Genomic DNA, 22,500 nt, shown 5'->3' with positions numbered 1-22,500 from the left:
CCTCCTTTAAATAGCGGTCCAGCCGCCGTCCACTTTGATTGTTTCACCTGTAACGAAATTTGCAAGATCCGATGCTAAGTACAAAACAGCACCTGAGATATCTTTTGGCTGAGAGAGCCCGTCCAATAAGATACGGCGATTGACGTCTTCTTGAAAATGCAGATCTTCGAACATCTTGGAAGTCAGCTCGGTTTCAATAAACGTCGGCGCCACCCCATTGACATGAACACCGTGTTCCGCCCATTCCACAGCTAAAGCTTTCGTCAATTGAACCAAACCGCCTTTGCTTGAACAATAAGCTGCGCGCTTTACATAGCCGACAAAGGCCATTTGAGATGCGATATTAATGATTTTCCCGCTTTTTTGGGCAATCATATATTTGGCTGCGGCTTGACTGGCGAAAAAAACTGACTTTAAATTTAAATCGAGAACGGTATCCCAGTCTTCTTCTGTCACTTCCATCGCTGGCTTGGCAATATTGACTCCTGCATTATTAACTAAAATATCCACCGTACCAAACTGTTCAGCAGCTGCATCAATTAATTTACGGACGTTTTGAATTTCGCTTAAATCGCCTTGAACCGCGAAGCAGCTGCTGTTAAACTTCTTTAGCTCTGCTAAAGCTTCATTTAATGCCTCTTCACTGCGCCCTGAAATGACCACATTGGCCTTCAGTTCAGCAAAAGCCAAAGCAATTTCTTTGCCGATGCCTTTGCTTCCCCCTGTGACAACCACTGTTTTTCCTGCAAGTTCTGAAAAGTAATTCTTCACGGACGGATGCCTCCGTTTCTTTTAAGATCATTTTTCAAAAAATGGATCAGCGTCTGTTCACGCTCTTCATTGATTTTGTCTGAGGTTTCCGCTTCCCAATCATAGAATCCCTTGCCGCTCTTATCACCGAATTTATTTTCCTCCACAAGTCTTGTCAATGTTTCACCTGAATGTTGATCTGTTGCTAAATCTTCAAACAAATAATTTGAAATGGCAGAGAATACATCCAACCCGCCTAAATCTGCAGTCATTAACGGACCTGTAACAGGCAGTCGCCGGCCAATGCTGTATGTAACGGCTGCATCAATGTCTTCTTTGGTTGCGGCTCCTGAATCCAGCAGCGCTTGCGCTTCACGAAACAACGCATATTGAAGCCGATTGCCGATAAAGCCGGGCAATTCCTTTTGCAGCAAAATTGGCTTCTTGCGCATGGAATGGATCATGGCCATTGCCCGCTCTACAGTTGCATCAATCGTTTTTTCTCCTTTTACCACTTCGACTAAAGGGATAAGATGTCCAGGATTCCAAAAATGAGTTACAATGAATCGCTGAGGGACTTTCATATCCGCTGCCAGCAGGCTCGGCATGAACCCGGACGTATTGCTTGCGATGATGACATCTTCGTCCACCAATGCTTCTAACCGTGCATACATTTCTTTCTTCAACTCAAGAACTTCTGGAATCACTTCAATAATAATGGTACTTTCGGAAACAACTTCTTCCAAAGAGGACGAAAAATAAATCCGGCTGTTGATCCGATTTGCTTCTTCCTCATCAAAAAGTCCATTGGCAGCCATAACTTTCAATTTTCTGTTGAGCCCTTTAGCTGCAAGAGCCAAATCTTGCTCATCAATTCCGTAAACGTTTATATTTTGCCCAAACCATGCAGCTGATAAAGCAATGGAATGCCCCATTGTCCCACAGCCAAGAATCGAAATTTTTTCCATTCTTTACACCCCTTTTATATGTTATGAAACGAAGTATACCCAAAAAACTTTTGGTCGAAAAAAAGTTTTTTGGGTATCGCTTTTTTATAAACCTAGTGAAAATAGAATAACAGCCAATACGGTTCCGAGAATCGGAACAACTACAGTCAATGCCCCGAATGCCGGATACGCGTCTTTATGCGTTTCTCCAGCAATTGATCGTATAGTGGTTACCACGTATCCGCCTTGCGGCAAGGAATCCAGAGACCCCGAAGAAATCGCGACTGACCGATGCAATGCTTCCGGATCGACGCCAAGATCCAGATAATGAGGAGCCAGCAATGGCAAGGCAATGGCTTGCCCGCCTGATGAAGATCCTGTAAGTCCTGCGATAATGGCAACCGCCAACGCGCCGCCGATTAATGGGCTTCCTGGAATTCCAGTCATCACATCTACAGCTGCTTCAAAAGATGGCGTGGCTTTTACCACACCGCCAAAACCGACTACTGCAGCCGTATTGGCAATTGCAACAACAGCGCCCATTGCGCCGTCCCCGACCGCTTTTCCAAAATTATGGAAATACTTCCGGTTGATTAGGTACGTAGCTAAAATCCCGCCGGATAACGCAATGATTAACGCAGAAGTCCCTAAACTATTATGGAAGATAAATGAAATGATGAGGACAACCGCTAATGGAATCATGCTGAGCAATGGATTCGGCAAATCTTTTCTGGTTTCCTGCGTTTCATCCGTTGCACGTGCGACAAAACGTTCTCCATTTGCCAATGCTTTGTTGATCATTTTTTTCAGCCACCAATAACCGAAAATCATCATAAATATAGCAACGAAAATACTGACTTCCCATCCTGCATAGGGAGTTGTCTTTAAGAATTCAATTGGAATCCAGTTTTGAATTTCCGGAGATCCCGCTGAAGTCATTGTAAAAGTCGTAGAACCAAATCCAAGCGCCGCCGGAATAAAGCGTCTCGGCAAATCTGCTTGTCTGAACAAGCTCAGTGCCATCGGATAAACAGAAAACGCGACAACGAATAGGCTGACTCCTCCGTAAGTCAGCACGGCACAGGCAATGACAACCGCGAGCGCCGCCCGTTTCATGCCGATTTTTCCAACAATCCATTGGGAAACGCTATCAGCTGCACCGCTGTCCTCCATAACTTTTCCAAATATAGCACCAGCTAAGAACATTAAATACCATGAAGCGATAAATCCAGTAAACCCTGTCATATAGTTCGTTAAAAAGTTTGCCGCTCCCTCTTCCGCTAATTGCGGAAAAATGGGCAATCCGTTGAATATTGCTACTAACAGCGCCGTCAATGGGGCTGCAATAAGTAAATTCATCCCTCTCATTGTTAAATAAATCAGCAGAGCCAACCCGCCGAACATTCCAATCATGCCGATAATGCCCAACATACCTTTCCCCCTCTTCTTAAAATCCCAAGCCCTGCTCCCCCTAATGTAAATCACGAGCAAAACTTTTCTGCACCATGTGTCCACTTTATACAGAAATCAGCGGGAATTGATTTCCCGCTGACGGTTGTGAAAAATTATTTGTTGCCGTATCTTCTCACACGCAATAGTGCCTGTTCGGCATGCCCAGCGAAGTTTTCCAATTGGCATAGGCGTGCTGCATATTCACCAATATAGGCGCTCGCTTCCGGAGTGGTCACTTTTTGATACGTCACGGTTTTGATAAACTTTCCTACCCATAGTCCGCCTGTATAGCGGGCTGCGCCTTTAGTCGGCAGCGTATGGTTGGTTCCAATCACTTTGTCACCGTATGCGACATTTGTTTCTGGCCCTAGGAATAAGCAGCCATAATTCGTCATATTTTCTAAGAAATAATCGGGATCTTCCGTCAGGATTTCAACGTGTTCGAAAGCTAAACGATCCGCTTCTATACGCGCTTCTTCAATGGAATCAACCAATAAAATCTGTCCGTAATCCGACCAGGATACACGTGCAACGTCTGCTGTCGGCAAAGTTTCCAATTGGCGTTCAATTTCTTTTACGGTTTCTTCAGCCAACTCTCTGGAAGTGGTAATCAATGCCCCAGGAGAAGTCGGTCCATGTTCACCTTGTCCTAAAATATCTGTTGCGACCATTTCTGCATCCGCTGTATGGTCAGCAACTACCAGTGTTTCCGTAGGCCCAGCAAACAAATCAATTCCTACGCGTCCATAAAGCTGGCGTTTTGCTTCCGCAACAAATGCGTTGCCCGGACCAACAATCATGTCGACAGCTTCAATTGTTTCCGTGCCAATGGCCATGGCCCCCATCGCCTGGATGCCGCCAAGCAAGTAAATTTCATCAGCGCCTGCCAACGACATCGCTGCGATCGTCGCATGTGGAATTTCTCCGTTAATTGGCGGTGTGCAAGCGATAACCCGTTTGACCCCAGCAACTTTTGCTGTCATCACACTCATATGTGCCGAAGCTACCATTGGATAGCGCCCGCCAGGAATGTAGCAGCCTACACTGTTTACCGGAATATTTTTATGGCCTAAAATAACGCCTGGAATATGCTCGACCTCTACATCATTCAGAGAAGCCAATTGCGCTTCTGCAAATGCACGGATATTTTTTTGGGCAAACTTAATATCCTCTATCACCTCTGACGGAACTTTGGAAACGATTTCATTTATTTGCGCTTCACTTAACCGGAATGATTCCGGAGCCCATTTATCGAATTTCTCAGAAAGCTCTTTTACTGCTTTGTCTCCTCTAGCTTCTACATCCTTTAAGGCCTCGGCAACGATTTGAGAAACTTTCGAATCGCTGGCGCTTACTTCTTCCTGCGATTTACCTGCTTTTAACACTTCAACCATTTGAATCCCTCCATTTTTTGCATACGTATGCAAATTTCACTCTACCTAGAAGAATATTTCAATTATTTATAAAAGTCAACATTTTTCTAAGTTGTCAGTCGTTCAATTAAGGCTCCATCCACTTCTACTTTTCCTGATTTCCCTGTATATGCAGCAATTTCATCCATTAAGTATGAAGTTGTAAAATGAATCATTTTCTCTACAGGCTGCCGCCAAGTTGTCAGTTGATATGAAGGCCAATCAGCCATTTCAATATCATCAAATCCGATAACTTTCGTCTCTTCAGGAATTTTCACCCCTTGTTGTTTCAAAGCATCTACTGTTCCAAGTGCCATAATGTCATTGGCTACAAAAAAAGCTGCCGGTACATGTCCCGATCGGATTGCTTTAAGAGCTGTTTGGTAGCCTCCTTCATACGTATAATTAGAAGCATATTTTGTATAAGGAATCTGTCGGCTTTCAAGCACTTCAAAAAAACCTCTTTGCCGCTCACGGCTTGTCGAAGTATCTTCATTGCCGCTGATATATACCATGTCAGTTACCCCTTTTTCTAACAAGTACATTGCTACTTTACGTCCTGCATCCAAGTTGTTGCAGCTGACGGAATAGAAATCATCGGTCTGCAATTTACGGTTAAAAAAGACAAGCGGAATTTTATTTTCTTTAAATTCATTTGCTACATTTAATGACATTGTCGCATCGGTGATAATAACGCCTGCTACGTTGTAATTTAATAGTATTTCAATATCTTCTGCTTCCAATTCTTCATTGTTGGTATGAACGAATAATACACTAAACCCCAATGCCTTGAACGCTGCTGTAAACCGGGTCAATACCTGCGGGTAAAAAGGATTGTCCACGCCTTTCATTACCAGTCCGATAATCCGGGTCCGGTTGGTGATTAAGCTTCGGGCAAATTCATTGGGCCGGTAACCCAATTGTTTAGCAGCCGCCAATACTTTTAACCGTGTTTTTTCCGACACTTTTGCTCCCTCAAAATAGACGCGGGATACAGAAGATTGGGAAACTCCTGCTAGTTTGGCAACGTCTTTTGCAGTGACTGTATGATTCATGTCCATCAACCCTTTTCCGATATATTCGAATAATAGAATACACTATTTTCCATTCTTAAGCACTAATTGCTTCTAGTATTTCCGAATATAAAGCGGCTTATTGATAAATTGATCTTTCAGTTTACGGTTTCTGCATCTTTTTCTGCCCATTAGAAAAACCCAGCAGAAGCAATGGAGCTTCGTACTGGGCCATTTTCACAAATGAAAGGATTCATCATAAATCGGCTTCATATGCAAATCGAATTTGCCTTTCACTTCTTCAATATCATAGATGTTTCCGGGAATTTCACCTTTTTCAATTTTTTCGATATGGGTTTTTACCAGATCCGCAAAATATTTGCCGCAAGCGACATCATTTGGATATTGCGCTTTCACTCTTTCGACAAGTTCTTCACTCATAATTTCCTTAAATGCGTAGTACAAGGCTGCATTGATGAGCGTTAATGAATCTTTGCCTGCATAGGAAACGAAATAATAATTGCCATACCGGTCTTTCAACAAGTCTCTTTTCGCTACAACTTCCATTCCGTCCACTCTCCTTCAGTCCTTTGCCATTCCATACCCTTAGCCTTTCTTCCAAAAACGTATGCCTGCAGATTTGGCTTCCCAATCTGTCGGCTTTCCATCCAACCCAAAAACCAGCGGCGATGGCCACTGGTCTTTTTTTCATTTACACCGATATGAATCCGCCGAATAAAGAGATCAGCAATAAGCTGACCATGCCGACGGAAATCGCTGCGATAAACCCGATATAGAACGGCTTGATGCCCATGCCTTTGAAGACTTTCAAGTTCGTGCCTAGCCCGACGGCTGCCATTGCAAGCCCGAGCATGTATGTGGAGCCAAAAGAACTCCAGAAACTATAAAAGCCTTCCCACGCCGCCGGATCAAATAGGCCAAAAGCCAAACCGGAAGAAGCAACGGTAGAGTCGCCAATTGTCCGCAGCAACGACAGCAATAGAAACCCTAAAATAAATAATGGGAATAATTTATACCATTTCGGCAATTGAGCTGCCTGCCCATTTTCCCGATTGTTCCGGTAGAACAAGAATGAGACAAACGGGATGACCGCGATGATGAACACATTGCGGGTAAGTTTCGTGATCGTTGCGACATCGACTACTGTCGACGAATTGTACAATTGATCGTAGATTAACGCTGCCCCTGTAACTTGCGCTGTATCATGGATGGCCGTACCCAGGAATAACCCCGCTTTTATCGGCTCATCAGCGAAAAAAGCATTGGCCAGGTATGGATAAAACAGCATGCCGAGCAAACCGAAAATCGTAATATTGGCAACTGCATAGGATATTTCATTTTCCTTTGCTTTAATAACAGGTGCTGTCGCCATAATGGCGGTAACACCGCAAATGCCGGTGCCTGTCGCAATCAACGTCCCTAATCGCTTGGATTGATTCATTTTCGCGGTAAAAAATAAGGTTACAAAAAGTCCGACTGAAATACATGCCACGATGAGCGGCAATCCCCAAGCTCCTAATTTTAACGCTTCTGTCATGCTCAGGCGCAGTCCGAGCAAAATAATTCCCGCGCGCAATGCATATTTAAGGGCAAAACTGATGCCTTTAGCAAATGCATCCGGCAAACCGATTGTATTGCGGATCAGGATTCCAAGCACGATGGCTACAAAAATCCCTGATATTGGGCTAGCGCCGCCCTCCGGCAAAATTGCTGCAGCGCGCAATGCAGCGCCAATCCAATCTGCACCGATGATCCCCGCCATCATGACGATAAAACAAAGCAATAATCCTGGAATCAGGCGGAGAAAAGATGCTTTCTTAACATTTTTAACCATAATCCTTCTTCTCCTTACCTCTAACTAGTCTTTCCTATCGTAACATTTTCAAAGCATTAGAGGGAATGAACAGGCTTCTAAGGCACTCCACGAAAAAAGAACAGGGATTTCTCCCTGTTCCCAGTTTTACTATCACGCTATTTGGCCAATTTGTTAATGACTAATTGAAAATCATCTTTAAGGCTTCGTGGCATTTCTTCAACCACCCGGATATTAAATTTCGTATCCTGGCTGAATGCGGACTGTAAATTTTGGTGAATCGTTTCAGTCAATTCATTTGTATAGGACTCTCCAGCTTCGACAAACACTTCAATCGCTTCTTTTTTGTGTTGGAAAAAATGGATTTTCTTTATGCCGTCGGATAACTCATGGCCGGTTTCATCCAATTGCGGAATGTCTACTTTGGCGTTATCTGCTGTACGCAAACGGCTGGAATCAGGATCTTTGCGGCTTTTAATAACAGGTTGGGTAGATCCACAGGCACAAGGAGACTCCGCATCCTTCACTTCTGCATATTCCCCTGTTCTGCATCTTATAATCGGCGTCCCATAGCTCATAAAATTCGTCACAATCATTTCTCCATCTTCAGCCAGTTCAATAATGCCGGCTTTAGGATGGACGTGGAATTTCCCTGCCTCGCATTCGGACATGACCGGAAATTCATAAGACGGAAGAAACAAATTTCTCACCGGACAGCCAAAAGCTTTTTCGATTTCTGTTCTTTGAGCAGCATCCATTAGTCCCCCTTGCAAAAAGAGCGCTTGCGGCGGGGAAGCCAGCTTCTCCTGCGCTTCGTTCAAAAAGGCAGCCAGCTTGTATAGGATGGGAGCAGTCCCGATGATAAGTGCCGGCTTGAAATCGTTCAAGTTTCGAATGTACACTTCCGAATTGCCATTCGTGCAATAGTAGTTTGAATACAACCGTATCTTCTCTGGACGGTTATCCCTCCAATAGATTTTCTTTTCCTGAGCTTCCGGCACGATTTTTCTCGAAGTGAAAATCGCTTGTTTCAGTCCTTTAGAGTCAGCGCCGTCCTGCTGTTTAAAGAAATCCATAAAGGCATTGCGCTTTTGGATATCTCCCTTTGTAAGCAAAAACTTAAGCGGGATCCCTTCCCGGTCAATTTCATGGGCTATAGCCGCTGCTGAATCATCCGCTGCATGCATCATCTGAATATTTTGATGGATGGCTTCTCTTTCTACTACGGGAAGCTTCGGCAAGTCAGAAAGACCTTTGAGCGCTTCTACATCTATGCCTTCATAAAACTTCCGATAAAATGGGCTATGCTCGATTGAATGCTTCAGCAATTTGTGAATTTCCTTCCACTGGACTGCTTCTCCAAATTCATCCGCTCTTTTTGATGCAAGCTCCCGCAGCAACTCGGCATAGATTTCACCATACCGCTCTTTTTTCACCTTTTTGTTTTCGAAGCGCACATAAAGGTTTTGGAAGTATATCGGCAGATGCTTATAGAGCATCGATGAGAAATTTCGCAATGCTGCTTCCTCCTTAGTCCGAATGATAGCCCTCATAATAATTCCGGCTTTTTCCAACTTCGTGTTTATTTAAAATGACCCCTAATATAGTGGCTTTTGCGGCTAGCAATGCTTCCTTTGCTTTTACTATTTGCTGTTTATCGGATTTTCCGCTGCTCGCTACTAAAACTGTACCGTCGCATTTATTGGCTAAAATTTTCGAATCTGCAATGGTTAAAACCGGAGCCGAATCAAAAATGACTATATCGTAATACTTTTTCATTTCAGCCATCAATTGTTCCAAAGCGGCGGCTCCTAACAGTTCCGCCGGATTGGATGGAACATGGCCGCAAGGAAGCACTTCCAAGCCGACTATGCCCGTTCGCTTGACCGTATCCAAAAGTTCGCCTTTTTTCATCAGCAAACTCGAAAAGCCGTTGCGGCTTGAAATGTCGAAAAAATGATGCAGGGCCGGCCTCCGCATGTTGCCATCCACAAGCAGCACTTTTTTGCCTGATTCTGCGTAGACGATGGCTATATTTAAAGCGGTGGTCGTCTTCCCTTCCCCGTTAGTTGCTGAAGTGAAGAGAATGGTTCTTACATTCGAATCTGGCATTGTAAAATTCAAGTTTGTGCGGATGCTTCTATATTGTTCTGCAGCGAGCGAATTCGTTTTGGGTATGTCGAAGCGCTTTCTTTCGCCTGCATGCTTTGTTTTCTTTTGAATCCCCATCGGGTTCCAACTCCTCCGTGCTGCAAGATTTCCCCTCTCCTTTCGATAGGGCAGGTTTATCTTGGCGAACATTGTTTGCTGGGCTGTATGCCATTGAATTCAATTCGCGCTATGCGCAAATTTATAGCCGAATCCTCGGATGGTGCGGATATAGATTGGATTGGCCGGATCTTTTTCGACTTTCCTTCTCAGATTGCTGATATGGACCTTAACTGTTTGAAGTTCTCCGGCAGAATAATAGCCCCATATTTGGTTGTATAGCTGTTCGGCTGTCCACACACGATTGGGCTGCTTGGCCAGCAATAAAAGCAGCTGAAACTCTTTGTGATTCAAGTGAATAGGCTTTCCGGCTACATACACCTGCCGTGCATCTGCATGGATATGTAAATCACCAAACCGAAGCATCGCTAAATCGTCCGTTTCTTTCGTCCATCCGGTTCTTCTTAGTACAGCACGAATTCTTGCTTCAAGTTCATTGAAATCGAAAGGTTTTGTAATAAAGTCATCTCCGCCCGCATCCAGGCTTTGTATTTTGAAAGATAGCTCTTTCCGGTAACTGATGAAAAGGATGGGCAGCCTTGACCGGGAGCGGATTTTCGCACACACTTCCAAACTGTTGATGCCAGGCATTTCAGCATCCAACAAAATCAAATCCGGTTCTCTTATTTTGAGCAGTTCAATAACCTCAGAGCCTTCATTTACTTCGATGACTTTGTATCCTTTCGTCTTCAAAAAAGCATGGATCAACTCCCGCACCCATTTTTCCTCTTGAATTACCATGACTGTCGCGCTCATCATCCTATTTCCCCCTATCTGAAATCCGCCAGACCGGTAATGGATACCTTTAAATTTAATTAAATATTCAGAAATATTAGAATCACTTACATTCCATTATATGGACCGAGTGTAGGTGTATTCGTACAAAAATCATACCATTTTTATCATTAAAAAAGTATATTATTTTTTCTGAAAATTCAAATAAAACTATTGACCTAATATCGAATCCGGTTTACGCTATGAAAAAGAATGCATTTGGTCTAAACGTCCCCTCCTTCCTTTCTTAAAATTTCTTTAAAAGGAGAATGAAAATGGCTCAATATCCTACGAATCGCAAAAAGAAAACTTTTACTAAGTGGCTATTGATAGCTCTCGCTTTGCTCGTTGTTACAGGGTCTCTCGGGTTCATTGCGCTATTCCCGAAAGCTACGAGTACATTGGAGGAAATTCATGAACCGCTGACCCGGCAAGTATCGGCGAAACGCCCAGAAAAGGTTGCTCTGGAAGAAAAAGAACCCCTGTCCATTTTGCTGCTGGGAGTTGATGAGCGGGAAAACGATAAAGGAAGATCAGATACGATTGTGGTTCTGACAGTCAACCCCTCTACTCAGTCCATTAAGATGATCAGCGTTCCAAGAGATACCTACACTGAAATTGTTGGTTTTGGCAAGCACGATAAAGTAAATCATGCTTTTGCTTTCGGGGGAGCCGAAATGTCTTTGGAAACGATTGAGCATTTGCTCGATATTCCCATTGATTATGTCATGCAGGTCAATATGGAAGGGTTTAAGGATATTATTGATGTTCTGGGCGGCATTACCGTTACAAACGAATTTGCTTTCGATGGATTTAGCGAAGGGGAAATTTTGCTGAGCGGCGAAGATGCCTTGGAGTATGTGCGAATGAGAAAAGAAGATCCGGACGGCGACTTTGGAAGGCAGAACCGGCAAAAGCAAGTTTTGAAAAGCATATTAGCTAAAACGGCTTCTGCTAATGCTCTCTTTAATTATTCTAAAATCCTGGATGCTTTAGGCGACAATGTCAAAACCAATATGAGCTTCTCGGAAATGATGGATGTCCAAAGCAACTACCGTTCGGCCATCCAATCAATCGAATCGATCAGTTTTGACCGCGGCCGCGGCGAAATGATGGACGGCATCTGGTACTACCAGATGGATGAACAGGAATTAACTGGAGTTCAGCATCTTTTAAAAGAACATTTGGAGATAGAATAAAAAAACAAGGCTCTGCCCACAGCAGAAGCCTTGTTTTTTTCATTATAAAGTTATCCATCATGAACCCTGTGAACAGGCTATTTATTTCTTTGGCGCAAGCTCTACTGCTTGCCGCAAAGCTTCTACTAAACTCTTTTCATCCGCAATTCCTGTACCGGCAATATCAAACGCTGTGCCGTGATCCACGCTTGTGCGAATAATCGGCAAGCCGACTGTAATATTCACTCCTGCTTCCAACCCCAGTACTTTGACAGGAGCATGGCCTTGGTCATGATACATGGCAACCACGATATCGAAATCGCCTCGCACGGTGCGGAAAAACAACGTATCGGCTGGCAGCGGCCCTTGAACATCGATGCCTTGGGCTACCGCTTTTTCGATAGCCGGAATGACCTTTTCTTCCTCTTCGCCGTAGCCGAACAAACCATTTTCGCCCGCATGCGGGTTAATTCCGCAAACTGCAATTTTCGGGTTTTCGATTCCCGCTTTTGTCAGTGTTTCATGAGCCAATTGAATGACATGAAGCACCCGTTCCGGATTAATCATCTTAATCGCATCAATAATCCCTACATGAGTGGTTACATGAATCACCTTTAGATTTGGTGCGGATAGCATCATCGAATAGTCTTTTGTTCCTGTCAATTCCGCTAAAATCTCTGTATGCCCAGGATAGCGATGGCCGCCTTTTTGCAGCGCTTCTTTATTCAATGGAGCTGTACAGATTGCGTCGATTTCCTGGTCATTAGCTAAGCTGATCGCTTTTGCCAAATATTGAAAGGCGGCATCACCCGCTGCAGCCGATACTTCTCCAATCGGCAAATCGATCGGCAATAAATTCAAGTCCAGACAGTCAATCGCCCCTTTTTCAAATCCGGCTTCAGAAGGATGCGAGATGCGGTTGATGGTTTTCGTACTGCCTGTATACTGTTTGGCCCGCTCTAAAATAGCGGCGTCTCCGATGACAAATGAACGGCTTGTTTCAAATACCACATCGTGTTCGAAACTTTTCAAAATAATTTCCGGCCCTACTCCGGCCGCGTCCCCCATTGTAATGCCTATAACCGGTTTAGTTGTTTGCATCTGATCCTGCTCCCTTCAAATAATCCACTGTATTTGCCAACGATTCGGCAACTCCAAAGCCTCCCGCTTTTGTCACAACAATCATTTCGCTGCCGTTCCTGTTTGCCAGGCCAAGCGGCAGCCCCGCTTCTACTTCAAAGCGCAATTCCATATCGTAAATTCCTAACACATTGCAAATATCTTTGGCTGTGTCTCCACCTGTCATCACGAGCGCATTAAACGCTGACAACTCCATCGCTTCTTGGACAAGAAGGCCCAATCCGTTTGAAATTCCTTTAGCCGTTTGATGTGCCGAACGATTGTGGACCGTAGCCCATTCTTTTACTTTATCACGATTCTCTTGGTGAGCCCCCACATAAATCACTGCACTGTCCCAACCATCTTCCTGTTTTAATGATTGAAGCATGGCAACTGGCTCGAGCGGATTTTCAAGCAGCATGACGGGATCTATCTCGATCATTTTTGTGCGCGGCCGCTCTTTCAAGACTTCAATTTGCTCTTGAGTCCGAGCGGATAGGCTCCCGGATGCGACGAGAACTTTGTCGATCGGCATTTGAAGAACGCGCTTGAATTGCTTCTCGTCTCCTAACTCATTATAGAGATGATTAATCATCCCGGCTGATCCGGCCCATCCAAGATTCAGATTAAGGTTCTTTTCAATGTTTGCCAATAAGGCGAAATCTGCATCTTCCTTCACATCGCAGACAATCCATTGAACCCCTTTTTCCACTTGGCCAAGCACCCATTTTTCTGGATGATCGCCTTGCAGCATTTCTCTGTTCAACACAGCAATCGAAATGCCATCAAGAGCCAATAAATCGGGAATGTAGCTGTGCCGCACCGGCGTCTTCGGGTCCCGGCCGAATTCTGTATCGGCGACCGGTATGCCATTTACATATAGAGTGCCGTTTTCAACCGTTCTTCCCATGCTCGGAAAAGCAGGTGCAATAAAGATGACATCCATTTTTGCGGCTTCTTGCATCGCTTTAAGTTCAGCCGAAACAGAACCCCTTAAAGTCGAATCCACTTTTTTATAAAAGTGGCTGACCCCGCGCGCTTTCAACTGCCCGATTTCTTTTAAGACTGTTTCATAGGCTTCTTTTTCTTCCATAGCCCGGCTATTCGTGTCTACAATCCAGACATCAATTTCCTGATCCGCCTGGGTATTTTCATTTTTGCGCTTTGCCAGGATGACGCGGGATTTCAGGCCTTTCTGAGCAAGCCTAACTCCTGAATCATTAGCTCCTGTAAAATCATCCGCAATGATGCCAATCTGAGTTGCCATATTCCGCCACTCCTTTAAACTTCTTTTTTGAGCAAATTACCATTATCAAACAAATAGCCTTTTTTCTCAAGTCTCTTTACTAAAAACGCTACATAAAGCGGCAAGAGAATAGCAGTTGTCACAGTGGATGCCGCTACCTGTACCGTTGCAATATCAACAACCGAAGCAAACCCTGTGCTGGCTGCCGCAATAGCAGCAGGTGTAGCTACAGCATTTCCGGCTGTCGAACCTTCCGCAGCTCCGACAATCGGATTCCATTTTAACGCTTTAAATACTAAGTATCCCGCTGTACCCGTGATAAACACGGTCATCAATCCAAGTGCGATACCGCCAAGTCCGCCTTCAATAATGGCCTTAAAGTTAATGCCCATCCCTAGTGCGAATGCAAAGAATGGAATCAGCATCGAGCTTCCCTGGTCCAAGAACGAGCGCATATCTTCATCCAAATTCCCTAAGATCATCCCAATTAAAATCGGCAGTAAAACTGCGATAAATGAAATTGGCGAAAACAGTCCATCCACAAAGCCCATCGCACCAAAAATGGTTAACGCCACCATCGTCAAGAAAGGCCCGTCATTTAAAGCTAATAGCGAGTAGGCCGCCCGGTCTTCCTTGCTGCCGTATTGGCCGACTAGCGCCACAAACAGGCCGCCATTGCTGTTGGTCATTGCTGCAATGACTGCGATCGGGGCGATTCCCAGCCACAATCCATTATCTCCGGCTAACATATAGGCGATTAATCCAAAAATGGCGCCGACCACCCATTTCGTAGTCAGCAGCGTTGCTCCTTTTGCCAATGAAACGCCAAACGTTTTTACATTGATTTGTGCGCCTGTACATAGTAAGAAAAGTGCAATCAACGCATTCGCGCTATCTACAAAAAGTGCTTGTGTAAAACCGCCAATGCGCAATAAATCCGGCGCCAATGTGTTAATAATGGCTGCCAATAGCAATGGAACTACCATCATACCCCCTGGAATGCGTTCAAGTGTCGCTTTAATCTTCATTCTAACCCCTCTTTTCTTTAAATAAAAAATATGCGAATTTCTTCTTGAGTAATCGCTTTCATTTGTAACTATAAAAATAATTGTATAAAAAAGCAACATTATTTTTAAAATAATATAGTTATAAATAAAAATCGTTTAAAAATGCAACACTTATACCTATAAAAAAACGCAAACTCATTTATTGAGTTTGCGCCATAAAGTGGCTCGGTTAATGCCGAGGCGTTGAGCTGTTTTCGTCTGGTTAAAGTCTTCTTCCTCCAGAACTTGTTCAATGATTTGCTGTTCTATTTCCTGTAAACTCATGTTTTTGAAGGAAGCATCTAATTCTTTTGATTGGCTCGTTGAATGAAACGGCATGCTGGCAAGCGTCTTTTGTTCAATCACGTACTCTTTTTCGAAGAGAGCCAGTTTTTTTACGTACATTTTTAAGTCAATCAAATTTCCGGGCCATTCGATTTGTTTAATTTGCTCCATGGCATCTTCTCGGACTTTGATCGCTTGAGTGCCGAGGTTTTGATGGAACTCCAATAGAAATTGGCGAACCAATGGAGGGATATCTTCTTTTCGCTCGGCTAAAGAAGGCACTGTTATTCGAATCGCATCCGCCAATCCAATTTTCGATAAAAGTTCAGCAGAGATTTTCGTACCAGCCAAGATCACCTGAACATTTTTTTCACGCGCCCATTCCAGTGCGGAACGCATTGCGCGTACCGGTTCCTCTGCCTTATAGCTTTTCAAATGAATCAGCAGCGTAGAGGCTTCGGAAATGTCAAAGCGGCTTGGTAAATCTTCAAACTCATCCAAAGCGAGATGAATGATAAATCCACTTTTTTGATGGAAGTGATGGAGATAGCGCACGATTTCCTTTTTCCCAGTTCCCAGCTCTCCTTCAAGCAATAAGGGCTCTTTCCCCATTGCAGGCTTTTCAAGAAGCTTCTTTATGCCTTCCATCACGGGGCTTTCTGCTACGAGAGAAGGCAATAAGGAAACCGGTTCCATGCGGATCCCGGGAATCGCCATTTTGTAGTTTTCAGGATGTTTGATTGTGCAGATAAACACATTCCCTTCGCGGTCTTCCATCCGTTCTGCCCGTATTTCAACTACCACGCCATCATTACCGGCCATTTGGACAACCGTCTTTTCTTTCCCTCGAACTTGATGATGGATTTCCGTTAGTTGGGACGAAGAGAAAGGCGATCCGTCAAAAGAAACCCAATTCTCCAGGAGCGTCCGTCCATCTTCTGAAAAAATCAACATATCCTGTTTTTTTATTTCCAGGAGATTTCGCATCACCCGCAGCAATTGTTGGCTGTCTTTCTGCGACTCAAAAATTCTTTTCGCTTCTTGGAAAGACTCTACAATCGATTCTTTCCCCGACTGGAGCAGCAGCCCGTTCAACCCGAGCTTTCCAGCCGCTTCAACAGTGACCACATCGCCAAGGATGCTCTTATAGCCTGCATCTTTTAGTTTTAGTAAGACTGCCTCTACTTCAGTTGCTTCTTTAAGCGTCACAACTTCCATCTCGATGTCTAAAAGACTGACGATGGAAGCCGCTCCCAATGTAATATTCGAGAAGCCAACCAAAGCCTTTTTTTCGCCGGAATAGCCATTGGCAAGCATGATGGAGCGCAAAAGGTCATAGCCGGAGATATGGACATCAATCACTGGCACAGAGACAGCTTCCCGAATTAAGTTTGCTGTCCCGCCCCGGCTAATTAACAGGTCGATGCCTTGCTTTTCCATGGCCAGCGCATAATTGACGCCAGCCGCCAGATTTCCGACTTGTACGGCCACTTCAAAATCGTCCTGATCTTTCTTTAATTCATCGATTAGCGGAACCATCGCCTCATACGGCGAAATAAATCCTAATCTGATTTTCCTCATTGCGGCAGCCTCCATTTAAAACGCTCTTTTGACATTATATCAAGCTGTCCGAAAGCAGCAATTAAAACGAATAGAAAAAGCCATCCCGCTAAACAGGATGGCACAAGGTAAGGCACACATAACATAAAGTTAGTGTATCAAATCAATTTGAGGGATTCAAGCTTAATTGTGTTTATTTTAAAAAATTTTCTGTAAAATTATTCCTTGATAACTTAAAATTGGTGAGTAAAAAATCAAACAACGGTTAACGGTTTAACTGAAAATTATTCTTCCCGGCATTTTTGGCTTCGTATAACGCATGATCCGCTTTCTTCAATACATTAGAAGGATTGGAAGCATCCGCAGAAGCAATATGAATGCCGATACTGGTCGTAATTTTTAGTTCAACACCTAAAGCTTCCCATGATATTTCCATAGACCGGCGTATGATTGAAGCTTTTTGAATGGCCTCTGCGGAAGTGATCGGCCCTTTATAAAGAAGGACAAATTCATCGCCGCCGAGCCTGGCGGCCAAGTCATGTTCTCCGATGTTCTGCGATAGCCTATGCGCAAATTCCTGGATGACTTGATCTCCTATTTCATGCCCCCAACCATCATTAATCTCTTTGAAATCGTCGATGTCTAAAATCAGCACGGCAAACTCTTCGTCGTGTTCAATTTTGCGGTACATGGCTTCTTTCAGCATGCGGCGGTTGGGCAGCCCGGTTAAGGCATCATGGTAAGCGAAAAACTCAAGTTTGGACTCATACTCTTTTTGCTTTGAAATGTCGCGCAGCAGCAATACTTTATGGCTAAATTTCCCGTCTTCATCAAAAACGGGCGTTCCCAATAGTTCCGACCATACCCATCCGCGTGTCTTGTGCTTAATGCGCAATTGCATTTTCCATAACTCTCCGGTTAAAATCGATTCCGCCAGTTTTCGATCCAATTCTTCCGTTTCTTCCGGATGGACCAGGGATAATAGAGGTTCGGCTTCGATTTCTTCTCTTGTGGCACCATATACATTGAAACTGGAGGGAGAAATATACATAAACTGTCCGCTATTGTTTAATAAAATGATGACGTCATGGGCATTTTCAGCAATGATTTGAAACAGATTTTCGCTTTCAGCAAACTTTCCTGCCATTTTATCGAGCTCTGTCATATCTTTCAAGATGGCATAAATGCCGACACGATTCCCGCCGACTATAATTGGAACCAGTTTGAGCAAGCAGCTGATCTGGCTCCCGTTGTTTGCCAAAAAACGGATTCGGGTGTCTTCTAACGGCGTGGATAATGCCTGGTCCAGATAATCCCGAAACTTCTCGGGATCTTCTGCAATGACGTAATCCAAAAACCGCTTATCTTTCAGTTCATCGATGAGAAATTCGGTCATATTCGCAGCAGTTTGATTTCCTTCGAGGATTCGTCCCTTTAAATCCAATGTAAACACGGCATCCGTATTATTTTCATACAATGAGCTGTATCTGGAGCGGCTTTCTTCAATTTGCTTCCACATTTCAAGCGCATCCTGATCTGCTTTTCTTTCTTTCGTCACTTCTCTTATAAATGCCGAAACATGTGTGCATTCTTCTTGTCCATTCAATAATGGCGTCAAAACCATTTGGTACCAGCGCACTTCACCGGTACTCAATTGAAAAGCCTCTTCGATTTTCAATTTCTTTGCACTCTCGGCCGCTTGCCGGTAATGGCTTTCCATGCGCTTCCCTATTTCGGGAGAATGGACTTCACGCACACTGCGGCCAATTGCACTGGCGTCAAGGGCGGTTTGGTTTATCGCTTCCTGGTTCAAGAATTCATAAAAGAAATTTCCGGAACGGTCTACTTTTACGATAAAAACCATTTCTTGTGTACTATCCATCAACACCCGTTCGACTAAAAGTTCCTCAGTAACCCCCACAGCCATGTTCCTCCCCAATACGCATTCAATCGTAAAATGATGTTGCTAACGCAAATACTTCTCTTCAAAATCCGCTACTGTCAAGGGCTTATCAAAATAATAGCCTTGGAAATGAATGCAATCATGTTTCTTTAGAAAGTCCACTTCCTCAATCCTTTCTACGCCTTCTGCCAGCAATTCGCATTCGATGCTTTTGGCCAAATGAATTAACGAGGCAAGGACCGCTTCCGACTTTTTGTCTTCCCCGATTTTTTGAATAAAAAATTTATCCAACTTGATTTTATTGATCGGAAATTGCGTCAAATAGGCAATCATGGAAAAGCCTGTGCCAAAGTCGTCTATGGCGATGGAAATGCCCTTCGATTTGCATAGCTGCAAGTTTTCCAAAGTGCAGTCAGAATAGGTCAATTCCGCTTGTTCTGTAATTTCGATTTCAATAAACTCTGGCTGGATCTCATAGCGGTCGATCAACGCAAAGAAATCTTTGAAAAATTCCGGGTTGCCAAGCAAGGATGGCGTCATATTGATCGCTGTCTTTAAGTTCCATCCGTAACGTTTTTGCCATTCTTTCAATTGTGTAAAGACTTCATGTAATAGATGGGTTGTCAACGAAACAATCGTCGACGATTGTTCAGCGACTTGGATGAATTCCAAAGGCGAAAGCTCCCCTAACTCGGGATGATTCCACCTGGAGAGAATTTCAACTCCAATGACCTTGCCGGTTGCTCCATCAATTTGTGGCTGCAGAGTAAAGTAATACCCATTCTCTTTTAAGTCTTCCTGCAATCCTTTTTCAATTTTGATTTTTCTTTCGCGTTCTGAATTCATGGCTTTCCTGAAAAAGCAGTAACTTGTTTCTTTTGTTTTCTTAGCCTCGAACATCGCGGTTTCTGCAAAAGAAAGCACTTCTCCTAAGTTTTGGGCGTCATAGGGATAGCAGGCAATTCCGATGCTTGCGGCAATATTGACAGATTGCTGGTTTTCCAGCTGAAATGGATGCATGAAGATTTCTTTCAGGTTCTCTGCGAAATTTTCGAGCCGTTCTTTCCCTTGCGGTTGGCGGATCACAACGAATTCATCTCCGTCCAGCCGGCCAATTTTACTATAGGGACCTGCCAGTTCTTTTAGTTTGGCCGCGACCGATTCAAGCACTTTGTCGCCAGAATTGAAATTGTGCATGGCATTGACCACTTTTAAATTGTCTAAGTTAATAAAGAATAACGTGAATTTCGTTTTGCTTCGCACCAATGAGTTCGCGAGTTCCGACATGGCTCTGCGATTGGGTAAACCCGTTAGAAAATCAGTGTAGGCATATTCCCAGAGCTTTTCTTCCGTTACTTTCCGTTCATTGATATTTTGGAAATACAGCGCCATGCCGCCGCTCGACAGCGGATACGCATTCAAACGGAACCAAGTTGAGAGCGGTTCATAATATTCCTCGAAATGGACGCTGGCCCCTTTCAAGATCACTTTGTCAAATTCCTGATGAAACTTGGAGCCTACCGCATCCGGGAATAGATCCCACCAGTTCATGCCGACATTTTCTTCCCGCGGGCTTTTCAATACTTCCTCTCCATACGCATTCAAATAATGGATTTTGTAATTTTCATCCAATAGCGCAAATCCTTCATCCATATTTTCAAGTACACTCTCAGCGGTGATGGCTTGGATGGTGTGAAGGTTGACCAGCTTCAATGAAATAACCGTCCCATTTAAATTTTCGTTCAAGGTTTTCATGGGACGCGCTTTTATAGAGAACCATTGCAGGGAATTGTCTTTTAAGATGACAGGGATGATGTCCAGATATTCCTTCAGGTCTTTGCCAATCACTTTCTTCAGCGTTCTTAATTCATCGCCTTTTCCAAAGTCTTTGATGAAATTAAAAAAATTCACGCTGTTTTTCCAATACTTTTCAGGAAGGCCATGCTCTTTCCCGAACTCTGTCCATCCTTCGATGTTTCGGATAATCTTGCCGGTTTCATCCAGAATGAGAACGAGCTCGCCGTTGTTTTCAGTCATTTCCTTTATCGCATTTTTATCGCTCTCCATCTTTTAACACCGCCTTCATACATCATGAAAAATCAGATATGTACTTTAGTAATAGTCATTATATACTAAATCCATTTATTTTATTGGATTATTTTTCCTATATTAAATAAAATTTCTTATACGTTTCTACTTATCTATTCCCCCAAAAACTTTTAGCTAATCAATAACTTCCGTATTTGTCTCGAAATTTTCAATCTTCTTTTCTGTTTTCATTTTACTTCCTTCTATATAATGAAAACAAAAGGAGTGAAGGCGATGTGCTTAATCAATTTCAGTTTCCAGGATCACCCCCGCTACAAACTGGTGATTGCCGCGAACCGCGACGAATTTTACAAAAGGCCGACTGAAAAGGCGCATTATTGGAACGATGCACCGGATCTCTTAGCCGGCCGTGATCTGTTGCAGATGGGCACCTGGCTCGGTGTCACGAAGACCGGAAGAATTGCAGCACTCACGAATTTCCGAGACCCTTCCATGCCGGAAACCGGAAAATTATCACGTGGTGCGATTGTGCGGAATTTTTTAAGCACCAACGCTTCCCCTGAAGTTTTTTTAGGTTCTTTAATTGCTGAAGATTATACAGGCTTCAATTTGATTGCCGGCACAGCGGATGAACTTTTCTATTACAACAATATTGATAAAAGACTTTCTTCTATCGATCAGGGCGTCCATGGACTCAGCAATCATTTTTTGAATACGCCGTGGCCGAAAGTCGTCAAAGGCAAAAAGCATTTGGAGCGTTACCTTTCCGCCAATCTGGAGCTCGACCTGGACCAGCTTTTTGAACTGCTCGCAGATGCAGAACAGGCGGACGAAACAGCATTGCCCCATACTGGCGTTGGCTTGGAATTTGAAAAAATACTCTCCCCGATGTTCATTAAAACCGCTGACTACGGAACCCGTTCTTCCACCATCGTAGCTGTCAATATGGATAATCACCTGACGTTCGCAGAACGCGTTTATCAGAATGGGCATTTAAAAGGGGAACAAGTTTTCAATTTTAAAATCAGCCATTCCTAATAAAAGCCAAAGCCGATTTCTCATCAGCTTTGGCTTTTTCTTTATCCTAACGAACCGGTCAGGCTATCCAGCAGCCGTTCATATTCCGGAAGTTCTTTTTGCCATTCCTGATCTCGGTCGATCTCTTCACCATCCAATCGCGCTTGAATAACATCCAGGCACACATGCCAACCCGTAAGTTCTTTAGCCGTGTGAGGCGTAATTTGGCGAATCGTTTCGATTAACAGAAGCTGGGTGTCGCCATTTAGAGACCGCACTTCAAAATGGACTTGGTCTTTCCACCATTCAAAACCCAGGATGCTTCCTTCCTCATACTCCAGAATCGCCAATTCCTCATAAGACCCGCCTTCGAAATCGAATCGCATCGTTCCGCCTTCCTTTAAGTCCTCTACCGATAACTCGGAGAACCATTGCTTAAGCTTTTGATTGTCGGTCAGCATTTGCCAAACTGATTGGGGTGTATGCGCCAAAGTGCGTGAAAATGTTGCTGTATAGCCTTGCTTATCTTGAATAATTTCTGCCCTCATCAATTCCTGCCTCCTCGAAATATTGCTTTTCCTCTCCTTTACCCTTGTAGAAAGTATTTTCTCCAAAAGCCCTAATTTTTTTTGTATCCGATAGACCAT

General features: G+C 43.8%; 19 protein-coding genes. 2 read left to right on the top strand and 17 right to left on the bottom strand.

Features of this window, described 5'->3' with window-relative positions; all coding sequences use genetic code 11:
• Positions 1-6: 6 nt before the first annotated feature.
• The 10 genes from MTR82_RS07490 to MTR82_RS07445 form a co-directional block, all read right to left on the bottom strand.
• Positions 7-771, bottom strand: a complete 765-nt coding sequence (locus MTR82_RS07490; protein ID WP_246808527.1) for an SDR family NAD(P)-dependent oxidoreductase — start codon at positions 769-771, stop codon at positions 7-9.
• Positions 768-1,718: a 3-hydroxyacyl-CoA dehydrogenase family protein gene (locus tag MTR82_RS07485; RefSeq protein WP_246808526.1), complete on the bottom strand. Its 951-nt coding sequence runs from the start codon at positions 1,716-1,718 to the stop codon at positions 768-770. The genes MTR82_RS07490 and MTR82_RS07485 overlap by 4 nt, the downstream gene beginning before the upstream one ends.
• Before the next feature lie 84 nt (positions 1,719-1,802).
• Complete coding sequence (locus tag MTR82_RS07480; protein ID WP_246808572.1) at positions 1,803-3,119, bottom strand: GntP family permease; 1,317 nt, start codon at positions 3,117-3,119, stop codon at positions 1,803-1,805.
• Positions 3,120-3,262: 143 nt separating this feature from the next.
• Positions 3,263-4,543 carry a histidinol dehydrogenase gene (gene hisD, locus MTR82_RS07475; protein ID WP_246808525.1) on the bottom strand — a complete coding sequence of 427 codons (1,281 nt, stop codon included), beginning with the start codon at positions 4,541-4,543 and terminating at the stop codon, positions 3,263-3,265.
• 86 nt (positions 4,544-4,629) lie between these two features.
• On the bottom strand, positions 4,630-5,616 hold the full coding sequence (locus tag MTR82_RS07470; RefSeq protein ID WP_246808524.1) for a LacI family DNA-binding transcriptional regulator: 987 nt from the start codon (positions 5,614-5,616) through the stop codon (positions 4,630-4,632).
• A gap of 195 nt (positions 5,617-5,811) precedes the next feature.
• Positions 5,812-6,141 (bottom strand): hypothetical protein, encoded by a 330-nt coding sequence (locus MTR82_RS07465; protein ID WP_052650881.1) that lies wholly within the window; start codon positions 6,139-6,141, stop codon positions 5,812-5,814.
• 145 nt (positions 6,142-6,286) lie between these two features.
• Positions 6,287-7,429 (bottom strand): YeiH family protein, encoded by a 1,143-nt coding sequence (locus MTR82_RS07460; RefSeq protein WP_052650880.1) that lies wholly within the window; start codon positions 7,427-7,429, stop codon positions 6,287-6,289.
• A 137-nt stretch (positions 7,430-7,566) separates the two neighbouring features.
• Complete coding sequence (locus tag MTR82_RS07455; protein WP_246808523.1) at positions 7,567-8,925, bottom strand: phenylacetate--CoA ligase family protein; 1,359 nt, start codon at positions 8,923-8,925, stop codon at positions 7,567-7,569.
• 13 nt (positions 8,926-8,938) lie between these two features.
• On the bottom strand, positions 8,939-9,637 hold the full coding sequence (locus MTR82_RS07450) for a CpsD/CapB family tyrosine-protein kinase (protein WP_246808522.1): 699 nt from the start codon (positions 9,635-9,637) through the stop codon (positions 8,939-8,941).
• 99 nt (positions 9,638-9,736) lie between these two features.
• Positions 9,737-10,435: a response regulator transcription factor gene (locus MTR82_RS07445; protein ID WP_052650878.1), complete on the bottom strand. Its 699-nt coding sequence runs from the start codon at positions 10,433-10,435 to the stop codon at positions 9,737-9,739.
• Between the two features lie 290 nt (positions 10,436-10,725).
• Between MTR82_RS07445 and MTR82_RS07440 the strand changes: the two genes are divergently transcribed.
• Positions 10,726-11,649 carry an LCP family glycopolymer transferase gene (locus MTR82_RS07440; RefSeq protein WP_246808521.1) on the top strand — a complete coding sequence of 308 codons (924 nt, stop codon included), beginning with the start codon at positions 10,726-10,728 and terminating at the stop codon, positions 11,647-11,649.
• An 81-nt stretch (positions 11,650-11,730) separates the two neighbouring features.
• On the opposite strand, the gene pdxA is transcribed toward MTR82_RS07440, so the two are convergent.
• The 6 genes from pdxA to MTR82_RS07410 all read right to left on the bottom strand — a co-directional run bounded on the left by pdxA (position 11,731) and on the right by MTR82_RS07410 (position 20,854).
• A complete protein-coding gene (pdxA, locus tag MTR82_RS07435) occupies positions 11,731-12,729 on the bottom strand; it encodes a 4-hydroxythreonine-4-phosphate dehydrogenase PdxA (protein ID WP_246808520.1) in 999 nt (332 codons plus the stop codon).
• Positions 12,716-14,014 carry a four-carbon acid sugar kinase family protein gene (locus MTR82_RS07430; protein ID WP_246808519.1) on the bottom strand — a complete coding sequence of 433 codons (1,299 nt, stop codon included), beginning with the start codon at positions 14,012-14,014 and terminating at the stop codon, positions 12,716-12,718. Before MTR82_RS07430 ends, pdxA begins: the two co-directional genes overlap by 14 nt.
• Positions 14,015-14,028: 14 nt before the next feature.
• Positions 14,029-15,021 (bottom strand): 2-keto-3-deoxygluconate permease, encoded by a 993-nt coding sequence (locus tag MTR82_RS07425; RefSeq protein ID WP_052650874.1) that lies wholly within the window; start codon positions 15,019-15,021, stop codon positions 14,029-14,031.
• 174 nt (positions 15,022-15,195) lie between these two features.
• Positions 15,196-16,905 carry a sigma-54-dependent transcriptional regulator gene (locus MTR82_RS07420; RefSeq protein WP_246808518.1) on the bottom strand — a complete coding sequence of 570 codons (1,710 nt, stop codon included), beginning with the start codon at positions 16,903-16,905 and terminating at the stop codon, positions 15,196-15,198.
• Positions 16,906-17,149: 244 nt separating this feature from the next.
• On the bottom strand, positions 17,150-18,805 hold the full coding sequence (locus tag MTR82_RS07415; RefSeq protein WP_246808517.1) for a sensor domain-containing protein: 1,656 nt from the start codon (positions 18,803-18,805) through the stop codon (positions 17,150-17,152).
• Positions 18,806-18,850: 45 nt separating this feature from the next.
• Complete coding sequence (locus MTR82_RS07410; RefSeq protein ID WP_246808516.1) at positions 18,851-20,854, bottom strand: sensor domain-containing protein; 2,004 nt, start codon at positions 20,852-20,854, stop codon at positions 18,851-18,853.
• A gap of 255 nt (positions 20,855-21,109) precedes the next feature.
• Between MTR82_RS07410 and MTR82_RS07405 the strand changes: the two genes are divergently transcribed.
• Entirely contained in the window at positions 21,110-21,874 is a 765-nt protein-coding gene (locus MTR82_RS07405) for an NRDE family protein (RefSeq protein ID WP_246808515.1), read from the top strand.
• Positions 21,875-21,915: 41 nt separating this feature from the next.
• Here the strand turns inward: MTR82_RS07405 and MTR82_RS07400 are convergent, their stop codons facing one another.
• Positions 21,916-22,401 (bottom strand): SRPBCC domain-containing protein, encoded by a 486-nt coding sequence (locus MTR82_RS07400; RefSeq protein WP_246808514.1) that lies wholly within the window; start codon positions 22,399-22,401, stop codon positions 21,916-21,918.
• Positions 22,402-22,500: the final 99 nt, after the last annotated feature.

The organism is Planococcus ruber (genome assembly GCF_022819085.1).
Taxonomy (GTDB): domain Bacteria; phylum Bacillota; class Bacilli; order Bacillales_A; family Planococcaceae; genus Planococcus; species Planococcus ruber.
This window is presented reverse-complemented; position numbering and strand designations above follow the sequence as displayed.

What these genes read in the sequence shown, in the direction of transcription:
- MTR82_RS07430 (WP_246808519.1), bottom strand. Translation starts at nt 14,014, where the DNA reads ATGGCAACTCAGATTGGCATCATTGCGGATGATTTTACAGGAGCTAAT.
- MTR82_RS07460 (WP_052650880.1), bottom strand. Translation starts at nt 7,429, where the DNA reads ATGGTTAAAAATGTTAAGAAAGCATCTTTTCTCCGCCTGATTCCAGGA.
- MTR82_RS07440 (WP_246808521.1), top strand. Translation starts at nt 10,726, where the DNA reads ATGGCTCAATATCCTACGAATCGCAAAAAGAAAACTTTTACTAAGTGG.
- MTR82_RS07445 (WP_052650878.1), bottom strand. Translation starts at nt 10,435, where the DNA reads ATGATGAGCGCGACAGTCATGGTAATTCAAGAGGAAAAATGGGTGCGG.
- MTR82_RS07485 (WP_246808526.1), bottom strand. Translation starts at nt 1,718, where the DNA reads ATGGAAAAAATTTCGATTCTTGGCTGTGGGACAATGGGGCATTCCATT.
- MTR82_RS07450 (WP_246808522.1), bottom strand. Translation starts at nt 9,637, where the DNA reads ATGGGGATTCAAAAGAAAACAAAGCATGCAGGCGAAAGAAAGCGCTTC.
- MTR82_RS07400 (WP_246808514.1), bottom strand. Translation starts at nt 22,401, where the DNA reads ATGAGGGCAGAAATTATTCAAGATAAGCAAGGCTATACAGCAACATTT.
- MTR82_RS07405 (WP_246808515.1), top strand. Translation starts at nt 21,110, where the DNA reads ATGTGCTTAATCAATTTCAGTTTCCAGGATCACCCCCGCTACAAACTG.
- hisD (WP_246808525.1), bottom strand. Translation starts at nt 4,543, where the DNA reads ATGGTTGAAGTGTTAAAAGCAGGTAAATCGCAGGAAGAAGTAAGCGCC.
- MTR82_RS07410 (WP_246808516.1), bottom strand. Translation starts at nt 20,854, where the DNA reads ATGGAGAGCGATAAAAATGCGATAAAGGAAATGACTGAAAACAACGGC.
- pdxA (WP_246808520.1), bottom strand. Translation starts at nt 12,729, where the DNA reads ATGCAAACAACTAAACCGGTTATAGGCATTACAATGGGGGACGCGGCC.
- MTR82_RS07420 (WP_246808518.1), bottom strand. Translation starts at nt 16,905, where the DNA reads ATGAGGAAAATCAGATTAGGATTTATTTCGCCGTATGAGGCGATGGTT.
- MTR82_RS07425 (WP_052650874.1), bottom strand. Translation starts at nt 15,021, where the DNA reads ATGAAGATTAAAGCGACACTTGAACGCATTCCAGGGGGTATGATGGTA.
- MTR82_RS07470 (WP_246808524.1), bottom strand. Translation starts at nt 5,616, where the DNA reads ATGAATCATACAGTCACTGCAAAAGACGTTGCCAAACTAGCAGGAGTT.
- MTR82_RS07465 (WP_052650881.1), bottom strand. Translation starts at nt 6,141, where the DNA reads ATGGAAGTTGTAGCGAAAAGAGACTTGTTGAAAGACCGGTATGGCAAT.